This window comes from Mesorhizobium sp. M1C.F.Ca.ET.210.01.1.1 (genome assembly GCF_004791585.1).
In the GTDB taxonomy this organism is placed as follows: domain Bacteria; phylum Pseudomonadota; class Alphaproteobacteria; order Rhizobiales; family Rhizobiaceae; genus Mesorhizobium.
This window is the reverse complement of sequence record NZ_SRUU01000036.1, coordinates 1-13,107: the sequence shown is the minus strand read 5'-3', so window position 1 is coordinate 13,107 and position 13,107 is coordinate 1. Positions and strand designations below refer to the sequence as shown.

11 protein-coding genes are annotated in these 13,107 nt (G+C 66.0%); 8 read left to right on the top strand and 3 right to left on the bottom strand.

Annotation, left to right across the window (positions count from 1 at the left end; translation table 11 throughout):
- Positions 1 to 12: 12 nt before the first annotated feature.
- Genes EN853_RS28425 through lpdA form a run of 5 tightly spaced genes read left to right on the top strand, consistent with a single transcriptional unit; the run spans position 13 to position 7,055 of the window.
- Entirely contained in the window at positions 13 to 3,000 is a 2,988-nt protein-coding gene (locus EN853_RS28425) for a 2-oxoglutarate dehydrogenase E1 component (RefSeq protein ID WP_127862401.1), read from the top strand.
- A gap of 47 nt (positions 3,001 to 3,047) precedes the next feature.
- The gene (odhB, locus tag EN853_RS28420) at positions 3,048 to 4,325 is read left to right on the top strand and encodes a 2-oxoglutarate dehydrogenase complex dihydrolipoyllysine-residue succinyltransferase (RefSeq protein ID WP_127862402.1); all 1,278 of its coding nucleotides are present in this window, start codon (positions 3,048 to 3,050) and stop codon (positions 4,323 to 4,325) included.
- Positions 4,326 to 4,359: 34 nt separating this feature from the next.
- On the top strand, positions 4,360 to 4,872 hold the full coding sequence (locus EN853_RS28415) for a hypothetical protein (protein ID WP_127862403.1): 513 nt from the start codon (positions 4,360 to 4,362) through the stop codon (positions 4,870 to 4,872).
- Positions 4,869 to 5,624, top strand: coding sequence for a glucose 1-dehydrogenase (locus tag EN853_RS28410; protein ID WP_127862404.1), 756 nt, complete (start codon positions 4,869 to 4,871; stop codon positions 5,622 to 5,624). Before EN853_RS28415 ends, EN853_RS28410 begins: the two co-directional genes overlap by 4 nt.
- 24 nt (positions 5,625 to 5,648) lie before the next feature.
- Complete coding sequence (gene lpdA, locus EN853_RS28405; RefSeq protein ID WP_127862405.1) at positions 5,649 to 7,055, top strand: dihydrolipoyl dehydrogenase; 1,407 nt, start codon at positions 5,649 to 5,651, stop codon at positions 7,053 to 7,055.
- Between the two features lie 678 nt (positions 7,056 to 7,733).
- On the opposite strand, the gene EN853_RS28395 is transcribed toward lpdA, so the two are convergent.
- Together EN853_RS28395 and EN853_RS28390 are read right to left on the bottom strand one after the other, a co-directional pair.
- Positions 7,734 to 8,795, bottom strand: coding sequence for a TraB/GumN family protein (locus EN853_RS28395; protein ID WP_127862406.1), 1,062 nt, complete (start codon positions 8,793 to 8,795; stop codon positions 7,734 to 7,736).
- A gap of 87 nt (positions 8,796 to 8,882) precedes the next feature.
- Positions 8,883 to 9,821 (bottom strand): tyrosine recombinase XerC, encoded by a 939-nt coding sequence (locus EN853_RS28390; RefSeq protein WP_127862407.1) that lies wholly within the window; start codon positions 9,819 to 9,821, stop codon positions 8,883 to 8,885.
- Between the two features lie 97 nt (positions 9,822 to 9,918).
- Here EN853_RS28390 and rimM point away from each other — a divergent pair, with 97 nt between their 5' ends.
- Both rimM and trmD read left to right on the top strand, forming a co-directional pair.
- Entirely contained in the window at positions 9,919 to 10,515 is a 597-nt protein-coding gene (gene rimM, locus EN853_RS28385) for a ribosome maturation factor RimM (RefSeq protein ID WP_127862408.1), read from the top strand.
- Positions 10,512 to 11,213, top strand: a complete 702-nt coding sequence (trmD, locus tag EN853_RS28380) for a tRNA (guanosine(37)-N1)-methyltransferase TrmD (RefSeq protein WP_127862409.1) — start codon at positions 10,512 to 10,514, stop codon at positions 11,211 to 11,213. The genes rimM and trmD overlap by 4 nt, the downstream gene beginning before the upstream one ends.
- On the opposite strand, the gene EN853_RS28375 is transcribed toward trmD, so the two are convergent.
- Positions 11,195 to 11,947, bottom strand: a complete 753-nt coding sequence (locus EN853_RS28375) for a sulfite exporter TauE/SafE family protein (RefSeq protein WP_127862410.1) — start codon at positions 11,945 to 11,947, stop codon at positions 11,195 to 11,197. The genes trmD and EN853_RS28375 overlap by 19 nt on opposite strands.
- Positions 11,948 to 12,253: 306 nt before the next feature.
- Between EN853_RS28375 and rplS the strand changes: the two genes are divergently transcribed.
- Positions 12,254 to 12,787, top strand: coding sequence for a 50S ribosomal protein L19 (gene rplS / locus EN853_RS28365; RefSeq protein WP_127862411.1), 534 nt, complete (start codon positions 12,254 to 12,256; stop codon positions 12,785 to 12,787).
- Positions 12,788 to 13,107: the final 320 nt, after the last annotated feature.

The window sequence follows — 13,107 nt, the reverse complement described above, 5'->3', positions numbered from 1 at the left end:
CCGCAGACGAAAATGGCAAGACAAGATCAGGCCAACGACCAGTTCTCGCTCACCTCGTTCCTCTATGGCGGCAATGCCGACTATATCGACGCGCTCTATGCCGCCTATGAGGACAACCCGGCCTCGGTCGATCCGGAATGGCAGGATTTCTTCGCGGCGTTGAAGGACGATGCCGGGGATGTGCGCAAGAACGCCAGGGGCGCCTCCTGGGCGAAGCCCTCCTGGCCGATGCAGGCCAATGGCGAGCTGGTCTCGGCGCTCGACGGCAATTGGGGCCTGATCGAGAAGCACATCGAAAAGAAGGTGAAGGAGAAGGCGGTCGTTAATGGCGCGGTGCTTTCCGACGCCGACGTGCATCAGGCAACGCGCGATTCCGTGCGCGCCATCATGATGATCCGCGCCTACCGCATGCGCGGCCATCTGCACGCCAAACTCGATCCGCTCGGCATCGCCAATCCGCTCGAGGACTATAACGAGCTGTCGCCGGAGAATTACGGCTTCACCGCGGCCGACTACGATCGGCCGATCTTCCTCGACAATGTGCTGGGGCTCGAGTTCGGAACCATCCGGCAGATGTTGGACATTCTCACCCGCACCTATTGCTCGACCCTCGGCGTCGAGTTCATGCACATCTCCGATCCGGAAGAGAAGGCGTGGATCCAGGCGCGCATCGAGGGCGCAGACAAGGAGATCACCTTCACCGCCACCGGCAAGAAGGCGATCCTGGCGAAGCTGGTCGAGGCGGAGGGTTTCGAGCAGTATATCGACGTCAAGTACAAGGGCACCAAGCGCTTCGGCCTCGACGGCGGCGAGTCGCTGATCCCGGCGCTGGAGCAGATCATCAAGCGCGGCGGCCAGCTCGGCCTGAAGGAGGCCGTGCTCGGCATGGCGCATCGCGGCCGCCTCAACGTGCTTTCCCAGGTGATGGCCAAGCCGCACCGCGCCATCTTCCACGAGTTCAAGGGCGGCTCGGCCGCGCCTGACGACGTCGAGGGCTCGGGCGACGTGAAGTACCATCTCGGCGCCTCGTCGGACCGCGAGTTCGACGGCAACAAGGTGCACCTGTCGCTGACGGCCAACCCCTCGCATCTGGAAATCGTCGACCCTGTCGTGATGGGCAAGGCGCGCGCCAAGCAGGACCAGCTCGCCGGGCGCGAGCGCGGCGAGATCGTGCCGCTTTCCGAACGCGCCAAGGTGATGCCGATGCTGCTGCACGGCGACGCTGCCTTCGCCGGTCAGGGCGTGATCGCCGAGATGTTCGGGCTGTCCGGCCTGCGCGGCCATCGCGTCGCCGGCACGCTGCATTTCATCATCAACAACCAGATCGGCTTCACCACCAATCCGCGCTTCTCGCGCTCGTCGCCCTATCCGTCGGATGTGGCCAAGATGATCGAGGCCCCGATCTTCCACGTCAACGGCGACGATCCGGAAGCGGTGGTGCATGCCGCGAAGGTCGCGACCGAGTTCCGCATGAAGTTCCACAAGCCGGTTGTGGTGGACATGTTCTGCTATCGCCGCTTCGGCCACAATGAGGGCGATGAGCCGGCGTTCACGCAGCCGATCATGTACCGCAACATCCGCACCCATAAGACGGTGGTGCAGGTCTATGCCGACCGGCTGATCGCCGAAGGCCACATCACCCAGGCCGAAGTCGACAAGATGCGGGCCGACTGGCGCGCGCATCTGGAGCAGGAATTTGAAGTCGGCCAGTCCTACAAGCCGAACAAGGCCGACTGGCTGGACGGCGCCTGGTCGGGCCTGCGAACCGCCGACAACCAGGACGAACAGCGGCGAGGCAAGACAGCCGTGCCGGTGCGCACGCTGAAGGAGATCGGCAAGAAGCTGACCGAGGTGCCGAAGGATTTCGAGGCGCACAAGACGATCCTGCGCTTCCTCGAGAACCGGCGCCAGGCGATCGAATCCGGCGAAGGCATCGACTGGTCGACCGCCGAGGCGCTGGCCTTCGGCGCCATCCTGCTCGACGGCAATCCGATCCGGCTGTCCGGCCAGGATTCGGAACGCGGCACCTTCTCGCAGCGCCATTCCGTGCTCTACGACCAGCGCGACGAGAACCGCTACATCCCGCTCAACAATCTGTCGGCGGCGCAGGCCGGCTACGAGGTCATCAACTCGATGCTGTCGGAAGAAGCGGTGCTCGGCTTCGAATACGGCTACAGCCTTGCCGAGCCCAAGGCGCTGACGCTCTGGGAAGCGCAGTTCGGCGATTTCGCCAACGGCGCGCAGGTCGTGTTCGACCAGTTCATCTCGTCGGGCGAGCGCAAGTGGCTGAGAATGTCGGGCCTGGTCTGCCTGCTGCCGCACGGCTATGAGGGCCAGGGGCCGGAGCACTCGTCGGCGCGCCTCGAGCGCTTCCTGCAGCTCTGCGCCGAGGACAACATGCAGGTCGCCAACGTCACCACGCCGGCCAACTATTTCCACATCCTGCGCCGGCAGCTGAAGCGCGATTTCCGCAAGCCGCTGATCCTGATGACGCCGAAGTCGCTGCTGCGCCACAAGCGGGCGGTGTCGACGCTGCCGGAAATGTCGGGCGAAAGCTCGTTCCACCGGCTGTTGTGGGACGACGCGCAGCTTCTGCCCGACCAGCCCATCAAGCTGGTCAAGGATTCCAAGATCCGCCGCGTCGTGCTGTGCTCGGGCAAGGTCTATTACGACCTCTACGAGGAGCGCGAGAAGCGCGGCATCAACGACATCTATCTGCTGCGCGTCGAACAGCTCTATCCGTTCCCGGCCAAGGCGCTGATCACCGAACTGTCGCGCTTCCGCAACGCCGAGATGGTGTGGTGCCAGGAGGAGCCCAAGAACATGGGCGCCTGGTCGTTCATCGATCCCTATCTCGAATGGGTGCTGGCGCATATCGACGCCAAGCACCAGCGGGTGCGCTACACCGGCCGGCCTGCCTCGGCCTCGCCGGCGACCGGCCTGATGTCGAAGCATCTCAGCCAGCTCGCCGCCTTGCTCGACGACGCGCTTGGTGAATAAGCAGACCGGACCAACAGACCTCAAGAAGAGAAGAACGGACAGGCACAATGGCTACCGAAATCCGCGTCCCCACTCTCGGCGAATCCGTCACCGAGGCGACCGTCGGCAAGTGGTTCAAGAAGGTCGGCGACGCGATCGCCGCCGATGAGCCGCTGGTCGAGCTCGAAACCGACAAGGTGACGGTGGAGGTACCTGCTGCGGGCGCCGGGACGCTGGCCGAGATCACGGTCAAGGAAGGCGAGACGGTCAATGTCGGCGCGCTGCTCGGCTCGATTTCGGCAGGCGGCGCGGCAGCGCCGGCGACAAAGCCGCAGGCGGTGGCACAGGCCTCCAGCCCGGACGCCGCATCCACGGTCAAGCAGGCCGCGGCTGAAACCGCCGAGATGGCGGGTGACGGCGGCGCGATCGAGCCGCGCAGCATGCCGCCGGCGCCCGCCGCGGCCAAGCTGATCGCAGAGCACAATCTTGCGGTCGACCAGCTGTCGGGCTCGGGCAAGCGCGGCCAGGTGCTGAAGGGCGACGTGCTCGACGCCATCGCCAAGGGCGCGCCCTCGCAGCCGGCCGAGGCGCCGAGGGCGACGCCTGCGCCGATCGCAGCCCGCGCGCCGTCGACGGCCGACGACGCCTCGCGCGAGGAGCGCGTGCGCATGACCAAGCTCAGGCAGACGATCGCGCGCCGCCTCAAGGAGGCGCAGTCGACCGCCGCCATGCTCACCACCTTCAACGAGGTGGACATGAGCGCGGTGATGGCGCTCAGGGCCAAGTACAAGGATGTGTTCGAGAAGAAACATGGCGTGAAGCTCGGCTTCATGGGCTTCTTCACCAAGGCGGTGACGCACGCGCTGAAGGAGATCCCGGCGGTCAACGCCGAGATCGACGGCACCGACATCATCTACAAGAACTTTGCCCATGTCGGCGTCGCCGTCGGCACCGACAAGGGCCTGGTGGTGCCGGTGGTGCGCGACGCCGACCAGATGTCGATCGCCGAGATCGAGAAGGAAATCGGCCGGCTGGGTCTCGCCGCGCGCGACGGCAAGCTGTCGGTCGCCGACATGCAGGGCGGCACGTTCACCATCTCGAATGGCGGCGTCTACGGCTCGCTGATGTCGACGCCGATCCTCAACGCGCCGCAGTCCGGCATTCTCGGCATGCACAAGATCCAGGAGCGGCCGATGGTGGTCGGCGGCCAGATCGTCATCCGCCCGATGATGTATCTGGCACTCAGCTACGACCACCGCATCGTCGACGGCAAGGAAGCGGTGACCTTCCTGGTGCGCGTCAAGGAAAGCCTGGAGGATCCCGAGCGGCTGGTGCTCGATCTCTAAGGTGGCCTATGGGGGCTCGCGGCCGGAGCGACGAATGACAGCCCGTTTGCTTGGTGCCGCGAAGTCTGTCGCCCTCGCGGCCGGCATGGTAGTTGCCGCAGTGGCAGCCCATGCCGCCTGCCCGATCCAGCTCGCTGTCTATGGCGAGGCGAAGAGCGGCGCCGAGATCGATTTCACGCCCACCGGCACCTCGGCGACGATCACCAACACATTCCGCATGATCCTCGACAACAATACCGTGCTCGACGGCATCGCCATGTGGACCGAAGGCGACGCCGGGCGGCCGCATGGCTCGCTGATGTACAAATGCCCGACCGGCGACGTTACCGGCGAGGAGCTTGCCGCCTGCACGGTCTGGGAAGGCGTCATCTACAGCGCCGACGAGAAGGGCAGCGTCGGCCTGCTGCCGGCCGAGGGCGCCGACGCGCCGAAGAGCCTTGTCTTCCCCGATCTCGGGCCGTCGCTGCAGATGTCGGCCGCCTATGGCCCCGGCGGTTTCTCGAAAATGCCATGGGACGTCTTTGCCCTGAAAGGCTGCCAGGAATGAGCACGGAGAAAAAGACGCTGCTGGTCACCGGCGGCAGCCGCGGCATCGGCGCCGCCATCTGCCGGCAGGCCAGCGAGGCCGGTTATCGGGTGGCGGTCAACTATGTCTCCAACCGCGCCGCTGCCGACGCATTGGTCGCCGAACTCGAAGCTGCGGGGGGCGAGGCCTTCGCGATCAAGGGCGATGTCGACAGCGAGGCCGATGTCGCGGCGATGTTCGAGACGGTGGACAAGGCCTTCGGCCGGCTCGACGCTTTCGTCAACAATGCCGGCATCGTCGACGCCAAGGCGCGCGTCGACGAGATGAGCGCCGAGCGGGTCGAGCGCATGATGCGCATCAACGTCGTCGGCTCCTTCCTCTGCGCGCGTGAGGCGGTGAGGCGCATGTCGACCCGGCATGGCGGCAAGGGCGGCGCCATCGTCAACATTTCGTCCGCGGCTGCCAGGCTGGGCTCGCCCGGCGAATACGTCGACTACGCCGCCTCCAAGGGCGCGATCGACACGCTGACGATCGGGCTGGCGCGCGAGGTGGCGCTGGAAGGCATCCGCGTCAATGCGGTCAGCCCCGGCATCACCGACACCGAAATCCATGCCTCCGGCGGCCAGCCGGATCGCGTGGCGCGGATGCAGGATCTGCTACCGATGAAACGGGCAGGCACGGCCGACGAGGTCGCAAGCGCGGTTCTCTATCTTCTGTCGGACGCGGCCTCCTATATCACCGGCGCGATCCTGAATGTGAGCGGCGGCCGCTGAAGGCCGGATAAGAAGGATAGTCTCATGGCTTATGACGTCGTTATCATCGGATCGGGACCGGGCGGCTATGTCTGCGCCATCAAGGCGGCGCAGCTCGGCCTGAAGACGGCGGTGGTCGAGAAGGATGCCACCTTCGGCGGCACCTGCCTCAACATCGGCTGCATCCCGTCGAAGGCGCTGCTGCATGCCTCGGAGATGTTCGCCGAAGCTGCGCATTCCTTCGACACGCTGGGCGTCGAGGTCGGCGCGCCGAAGCTCAACCTCAAGAAGATGATGGCGCACAAGGATGCGACGGTCGCCTCGAACGTCAGCGGCGTCGCCTTCCTGTTCAAGAAGAACAAGATCGACACTTTCCGCGGCACCGGCAAGGTGATTGCCGCCGGCAAGGTCTCGGTGACGGGCGAGGACGGCAAGGTCGAGGAGATCGAGACCAAGAACATCGTCATCGCCACTGGTTCCGACGTCGCCGGTATTCCGGGCGTCAAGGTCGATTTCGACGAGAAGGTGATCGTTTCTTCGACCGGTGCGCTGTCGCTGGCTAAGGTGCCCGGCCATCTCATAGTGGTCGGCGGCGGCGTCATCGGGCTGGAGCTCGGCTCGGTCTGGGCGCGGCTCGGCGCCAAGGTCACGGTCGTCGAGTTCCTCGACAGCATCCTCGGCGGCATGGACGGCGAGGTGTCGAAACAGTTCCAGCGGCTCTTGTCCAAGCAGGGTTTCGAATTCAGGCTCGGCGCCAAGGTCACTGGCGCCGCCAAGACCAAGAAGGGCGCCAGCGTCACCTTCGAGCCGGTGAAGGGCGGCGCGGCCGAAACGATCGAGGCGGACGTGGTGCTGGTCGCGACCGGACGCCGCCCCTATGCCGACAGCCTCGGCTTGAAGGAAGCGGGCGTCGAGATGGACGAGCGCGCCCGGGTCAAGACCGATGCGCATTTGAGGACCAGCGTGCCTGGCATCTATGCCATCGGCGACGTCATCGCCGGGCCGATGCTGGCGCACAAGGCCGAGGACGAGGGCGTGGCGGTGGCCGAGATGATCGCAGGCGAGGCCGGCCATGTGAATTATGACGTCATCCCGAGCGTCGTCTATACCAGCCCCGAGATCGCCTCAGTCGGCAAGACCGAAGAAGAGCTCAAGAAGGCCGGCATCGACTACAAGGTCGGAAAGTTCCCGTTTAGCGCCAATGGCCGGGCGCGCGCCATGCTGCACACCGACGGCTTCGTGAAGATCCTGGCCGACAAGGCAAGCGACCGGGTGCTCGGCGTCCACATCGTCGGCTTCGGCGCCGGCGAGATGATCCACGAGGCGGCGGTGCTGATGGAATTCGGCGGCTCCTCGGAAGACCTCGCCCGCACCTGCCACGCGCATCCGACGATGTCGGAGGCGGTGAAGGAAGCGGCATTGGCCACCTTCTTCAAGCCGATCCACATTTAGAGGCCTTTCATAAACCCACTCCGGCGGCCATCTGGCGCGGTTTTCTGCGCTTCCGGTGCTCACGTACTTTAAGTACGCTCCGCTCCGGTTCTCGAAAGCCACGCCAGCTGACTCACCGGAGCGGCTTTCTGAAAAGGCCTCGGCCAGGGCACAGCCCCAAACAAGACGGCCCGCCTTTCGGCGGGCCGTTCGTCGTTGAGCTATAGCCTGATCACGGAGACGGCGCAGGTGCCGGTGCAGGTGCAGGAGCGGGGGCCGGTGCCGGTTCAGGCGCGGGAGCTGGTGCAGGCGCGGGCGCCGGGGCAGGCGCGGGCGCCGGGGCAGGCGTTGCCGGCGCCGGTTCAGCAGGCGCAGGCGCCGGAGCGGGCGTGCTGGCTGCCGGCGGCTCGGCGGGCGCCGGGGCCTTCTCGCCGCCGCTTCTGCCAAAAACATAATACGCAACAATGGCCAGGATAATGACAACAAGGGCGATCAGCCACCCGCTGCCGCCGCCACCCGACGAGGGAGGCGTGCTCGGAGGGGTGAAGGGGTCGTTAGGGTTCGCCATGAAACGTGTCCTCCTTGAAATGAAAGGCTTCAATCAACAGCCATCAACGCGCGATCCCGCTTTCGGTTTCACGCCGGCGGACGGAAAGCGCTGAAAAACCGGCGTTTTCCGCTCCCCAGCCGCCAGACGACTCAGTTGACGGCGGTAACAGTATACCCCGCCTTGCGGAAATCTTCGACCAGTCCGTCAGGGCCGGGCAGATGCAGCGCGCCGACGGCCATGAAAGCGTTGCCCCTGGCCAGAATTGGCTCGGCGTGCTCCACCATCACTTTGTTGCGGCTGGTGATCATGGTCTGCTCGAAGGCGGCATAGCCAGCCTCATCCGCGGCGTCGGGCAGCACGACGCGGAACAGCGGCCAGAACATACCGACCTCGCCACGCTGGTAGAGCACGATCATGGTTTCGTTGACGTCGTTCACCTTGTCGCCGAGCTTCAGCGTCTCGACCAGCCCCTTCATGTGGTACGAAAGTGGCAGCGAGGCCATGGCGCGCAACTGGTCGACAGCGGTTTCCAGTCCCTCGACGTCCTTGCCGGAGGCTTTGGCGTCGGAGGCCAGCTTGACATCCAGCACCGGCGCGCCGGCGGTCTGGCGCGCCACCTCGCAGGCCGGCAGCGCCACCATGGCCGACAGGATCCACGGCTTCATCTTGGCGACGGTCAGGGGCGGAATGCCGCGCGCGTCGAGCCCCTTGTTCAGCACCGCGGCGTCCTCGGGCGACAGCAGCGAGGTCAGCGTCGTGTTGTCGGTGAACATCATCAGGCCAGGCTCGGCGGCCATGGCAGCCATCATCTTGGCCTTGTCGAGGGCGTCGGTCGTCTCGATGATGACGGTGTCGGCGCCGTCATAGGCCTTCTGCGCCGCGGCCGGCAGCGTTGTGACACGCTGGTCGGTGATGTGCATGGTGCCGAACAGGAAGGACGGCCTTTCGCCTGGTTTCTCCAGCTTCCACAAAAGACCCTTGCCGTTCGGAACCGCGGCGGCCTCGGCCTCGACCTTCTTGAAGGCGGTGGGATCACTCTTTGCGAGGCTTGCCAGCAGATCGCCGCCGGCGCAGGTGGCAGTCTCGGCATGCGCCCTGCCGGCCAGCAGCAGGACGATCAGGAACGACAGGAAAAAAAGCACGTTGAGCGCTGCCAGCAGCTTCAACGAGACGAGAGCCGCGCGGTCGGCAATGGCGATGACGCGTTTCATGCGTAGCTTCTTAGGCCCAAAAAGCGGCAAAACCGTTAACCGAGGGGTGAAATTGTTTCCGGTGCGGTAATGACGACGTCCGGGCTTTCACGCTCGCGGATGCGCCCGCTCGTAGATGTCGAGCAGCCTGGCCGTGTCGACGCCGGTATAGACCTGCGTGGTCGACAGGCTGGCATGGCCGAGCAGCTCCTGGATGGTGCGCAGGTCGCCGCCGCGGCCAAGCAGATGCGTGGCGAAGGAATGGCGCAAGGCATGCGGCGTCGCGGTGTCCGGCAGGTTCAGCGCCGAGCGCAGCTTCGCCATCTCGCGCTGGACGATCGCCGGGTTCAGCGGTCCTCCGCGCGCGCCGCGGAACAACAGCCCCTTGGGCTCGATATGGAAGGGACAGAGCCGGCGGTATTCGGCGACCGCGCGCAGCGCCACGGGCAGCACCGGAACCAATCTTGTCTTGCCGCCCTTGCCGGTGACGCGCAGCACGGCGTCGGCCTCGCTGGCGAGATCTGCGCCGGTGAGCCCAAGCGCTTCCGAGATGCGCAGGCCGGAGCCATAGAGCAGCGTCAGCACGGCGGCGTTGCGAGCGGCGATCCATGGCTCTTCCGCGCGCTGCCCTTCCACGCCAACGACCTGTTTCGCATCGCTCGCCGTCAACGGCTTGGGTAGCGATTTCGGCTGGCGCGGCGCGCGCAGCGCCGCCGCACCGGCGGCGTTGACGAGGCCGCGCCGTTCGAGAAAGCGCAGCAGCGAGCGGATGCCGGCGAGACCCCGGCCAAGCGTGCGGGCGCCGGCGCCGGCGTTGCGGCGCGCGGCGAGGAAACCGCGCAGATCGGCCGGCCGCAGCTCGGCGATCTCGGGGATGCCGGGCGGTCCGCCGCAATGTCCGGTCAAGAAATGCAGGAACTGGCGCGTGTCGCGCTCATAGGCTTCGACCGTCTCCGGCGACAGCCGGCGCTCGCGCGCCAGCATCTTCAGCCAGCTTTCGCGCGCCGCCTGGAGGTCGGGCTTCGCCGGGATGAGGAATTCCTGCATGGCGGCATTCTCCGCCGGGCTGGTTAGGAAGCGGTGAAGAGGCGATCATTGAAATGACAACGGCAGAGGGCTAGAGCAAGTCAAAGGATTTGCACCGATGACCAAGCCCCAGAACCCTGTCCAGATGGCCGTGATCGGCGCCGCGCACGGCATCAAGGGCGAATTGCGGGTAAAAACCTTCACCGGCGATCCGCTGGCGCTCGCCGATTACGGGCCGCTCTACGCCAAGGATGGCCGCGCCTTCCAGATCCTCGACATCAGGCCGGCCGGCACGGTGGTGGTGGTGCGCTTCAAGGGCGTCAGCGACCGCAACGCTGCCGAGGCGCTTGCCGGCACCGAACTGTTCGTCGATCGCTCGGTGCTGCCGGACGACGGCGAGGAGGACGAGTTCTACCATGCCGACCTCATCGGCCTGGAGGTCAGGGACGATACCGGTGTCATCGGCAGGGTCGTCGCCGTGCACAATTTCGGCGGCGGCGATATCCTCGATGTCACGCTCGCCGGCCGCAAGGGCGTGCTGATCCCGTTCACCCAGGCCGCGGTGCCGCATGTGTCGATCGCCGACGGCTTCGTCCAGGTCGATCCACTGGCGGCAGGGCTGGTCGATGACGACGAAAGCGAGGCGCCAGGCCGTTCCGGCTTCGATCCGAAAGGCCGGCCGCGCGGGCCGAAGGATGCCGGGGGCAACCGGTGAGTTTTGCCGCCTCGGTGCTGACGCTCTATCCCGAGATGTTCCCGGGCGCGCTCGGCCTGTCGCTTGCGGGCCGGGCGCTGGAGGCCGGCACCTGGTCTCTGGAAGCGATCCAGATCCGCGATTTCGCCACCGACAGGCATCGCACCGTCGACGACACGCCGGCCGGCGGCGGCGCCGGCATGGTGATGCGCGCCGATGTGCTGGCCAAGGCCATCGACCATGCCTCGCCGCCGGGCGATCCGCGTCCGCGCCTGTTGATGAGCCCGCGCGGAAAACCGCTGATGCAAGCACGTGTGCGGGAACTCGCCGCCGGCCCCGGCGCCGTCATCCTGTGCGGCCGCTTCGAGGGCGTCGACCAGCGGCTGATCGAGGCGCGCGGCCTGGAGGAAGTCTCGATCGGCGACTTCATCCTGTCGGGCGGCGAGCCGGCGGCATTGGTGCTGCTCGACGCCGTGGTCCGACTGCTGCCCGGTGTCATGGGCAATGCCGTCTCGGGCGAGGAAGAAAGCTTCGAAAACGGGCTGCTCGAGCACCCGCACTACACGCGGCCGCAGGAGTTCGAGGGCAGGCAGATCCCCGAGGTATTGATCTCCGGCAACCACAAGAAGATCGCGCAATGGCGGCGCGCGGAGGCTGAGAAGCTGACCCGCGAGCGCAGGCCGGATCTATTGGCGGCCGCTCATCCCTTGGCGAAATAGTAGAAGGCCAGGAACAGGCCGACCGCGACCACGAAGCCGCGCACGACGCCTTGCGGCACGCGCTTGGCGATCCAGACGCCGGCATAGCCGCCCAGCGCGCCGGCCGGGATCATGACGATCGCCTGCGGCCAGGCGACGACGCCGCCCGAAACGAAGACGAGGATGGCGATGGCCGCAATGACCACGGCCAGCATGTTCTTCAACGCATTGAGCTTGTGGTAGTCGCCGGCCTGGGTCAGGCCGAGGGTGGCGAGCATCATGACGCCCATGCCGGCGCCGAAGAAGCCGCCATAGACCGATGTCGCGAACTGCGCCAGCGATCCGGCCAGCGAGCCGACCGAGGCCTGGTGCTCCGGCCCGGCCTCTGGCTTGAGCCACGGCCCGGCGGCGAACAGCGCGGTGGCGGCAATCAGCAGCCACGGCACGAGCGCGCGGAAGGACGGGTTGGAGAGCGCGAGCAGGATGAGCGAGCCGGCCAGCGCGCCGAGCGCCGAGATCAGGCAAAGCAGCAAGGCGCCGCGCCAGAAATGCCTGATGTCGTCACGATAGGCGAGCGTCGAGGTGATGTAGCCGGGAAACTGCGTCACCGAGGAGGTAGCGTTGGCGACGATGGGCGGCAGGCCGACCAGCGTCATGGCGCCGAAGGTGACGAAGGTGCCGCCGCCGGCGACGGCATTCACCGCGCCGGAGACAAAACCCGCGGCAAAGAGCAGGACGGCATCGAAGAAAGTCATTGGGAGAAGGCCTGGGGGATACACTTTCCCCGGCTTAGGAAGCTTGCGAGGCTCGCGCAACCCTGCACGACGGCGATATGATGGTCCCATAGGCGCAAAAAACGCCTCGAAGGCGTGACAAAGCGCCGAAATAGCTGTATGTGGCCGCCCGAACCGGAAGAACGATCTTCCGGACCCGTCAACAATGGCGGTGTAGCCGTCCCTGCCCGATGCCTACGGCAAAGGGCATAGCCGAGCGGTCGATGGAACTGCAAGGCGAGCCGAGGACGCTCTGACTGTCGGAAGAACAAGAAGTGGATTTTTGAGATGGATCTCATCCGTCAGCTCGAGGCCGAGCAGGCCGCCAAGATCGAAGCCAAGCGCAAGCTGCCCGAATTCCAGCCCGGCGACACCGTGCGCGTCCAGGTGCGCGTCACCGAAGGCAGCCGCACCCGCGTCCAGGCCTATGAGGGCGTCGTCATCGCCCGTTCCGGCTCCGGCTTCCAGGAGAATTTCACCGTCCGCAAGATTTCCTACGGCGAAGGCGTCGAGCGCGTTTTCCCGGTCTACTCGCCGATGGTCGAGGGAGTCGAGATCGTGCGCCGCGGCAAGGTGCGCCGCGCCAAGCTCTATTACCTGCGCGACCGTCGCGGCAAGTCGGCCCGCATCTCGGAAAACACCGGCGTGCGCGCCCGCAAGCTGAACGACGAGGAGCGTGACGCCTTGGCCGCCGAGCGCGCCCGCATCGAGGCCGAGAAGGTCGCCGCCGCCGAGGCGCTGGCCGTTGAGAAGGCCGCGCAGGACGCCGCCGAGAAGAAGGCAGCCGAGGCTGCTTCCGCCGAGTCCGCTTCGGCCGAATAAGACTTTTCGACAGACTGCTTTGGAAAGGCGGCTTCGGCCGCCTTTTTCATTTGGGCGGTACGCAACGTCGTCATCCCAGGGCGGAGCAGGAGCGAAGCTCCGTCGTGAAGACCCTGGGATCCATGCCTTTACCTCGATCGTAGAGTGCAGCGGAGCAGAATTCTGCATTGTCGCGGCGCTTCGAAGTCACGGCATGGCAACTGTGTTCATGCGAAGGCGGTTTTGTCTCGAATGATGGCATTGAGGGTGACGAGGAGCTTTCTGGCGACGGCGACGATGGCAAGCTTCTTGGATCCGGAGCGGGCCGCGAGTGCGGTGTA

What these genes read in the sequence shown, in the direction of transcription:
- EN853_RS28425 (WP_127862401.1), top strand. Translation starts at nt 13, where the DNA reads ATGGCAAGACAAGATCAGGCCAACGACCAGTTCTCGCTCACCTCGTTC.
- odhB (WP_127862402.1), top strand. Translation starts at nt 3,048, where the DNA reads ATGGCTACCGAAATCCGCGTCCCCACTCTCGGCGAATCCGTCACCGAG.
- EN853_RS28415 (WP_127862403.1), top strand. Translation starts at nt 4,360, where the DNA reads ATGACAGCCCGTTTGCTTGGTGCCGCGAAGTCTGTCGCCCTCGCGGCC.
- EN853_RS28410 (WP_127862404.1), top strand. Translation starts at nt 4,869, where the DNA reads ATGAGCACGGAGAAAAAGACGCTGCTGGTCACCGGCGGCAGCCGCGGC.
- lpdA (WP_127862405.1), top strand. Translation starts at nt 5,649, where the DNA reads ATGGCTTATGACGTCGTTATCATCGGATCGGGACCGGGCGGCTATGTC.
- EN853_RS28395 (WP_127862406.1), bottom strand. Translation starts at nt 8,795, where the DNA reads ATGAAACGCGTCATCGCCATTGCCGACCGCGCGGCTCTCGTCTCGTTG.
- EN853_RS28390 (WP_127862407.1), bottom strand. Translation starts at nt 9,821, where the DNA reads ATGCAGGAATTCCTCATCCCGGCGAAGCCCGACCTCCAGGCGGCGCGC.
- rimM (WP_127862408.1), top strand. Translation starts at nt 9,919, where the DNA reads ATGACCAAGCCCCAGAACCCTGTCCAGATGGCCGTGATCGGCGCCGCG.
- EN853_RS28375 (WP_127862410.1), bottom strand. Translation starts at nt 11,947, where the DNA reads ATGACTTTCTTCGATGCCGTCCTGCTCTTTGCCGCGGGTTTTGTCTCC.
- rplS (WP_127862411.1), top strand. Translation starts at nt 12,254, where the DNA reads ATGGATCTCATCCGTCAGCTCGAGGCCGAGCAGGCCGCCAAGATCGAA.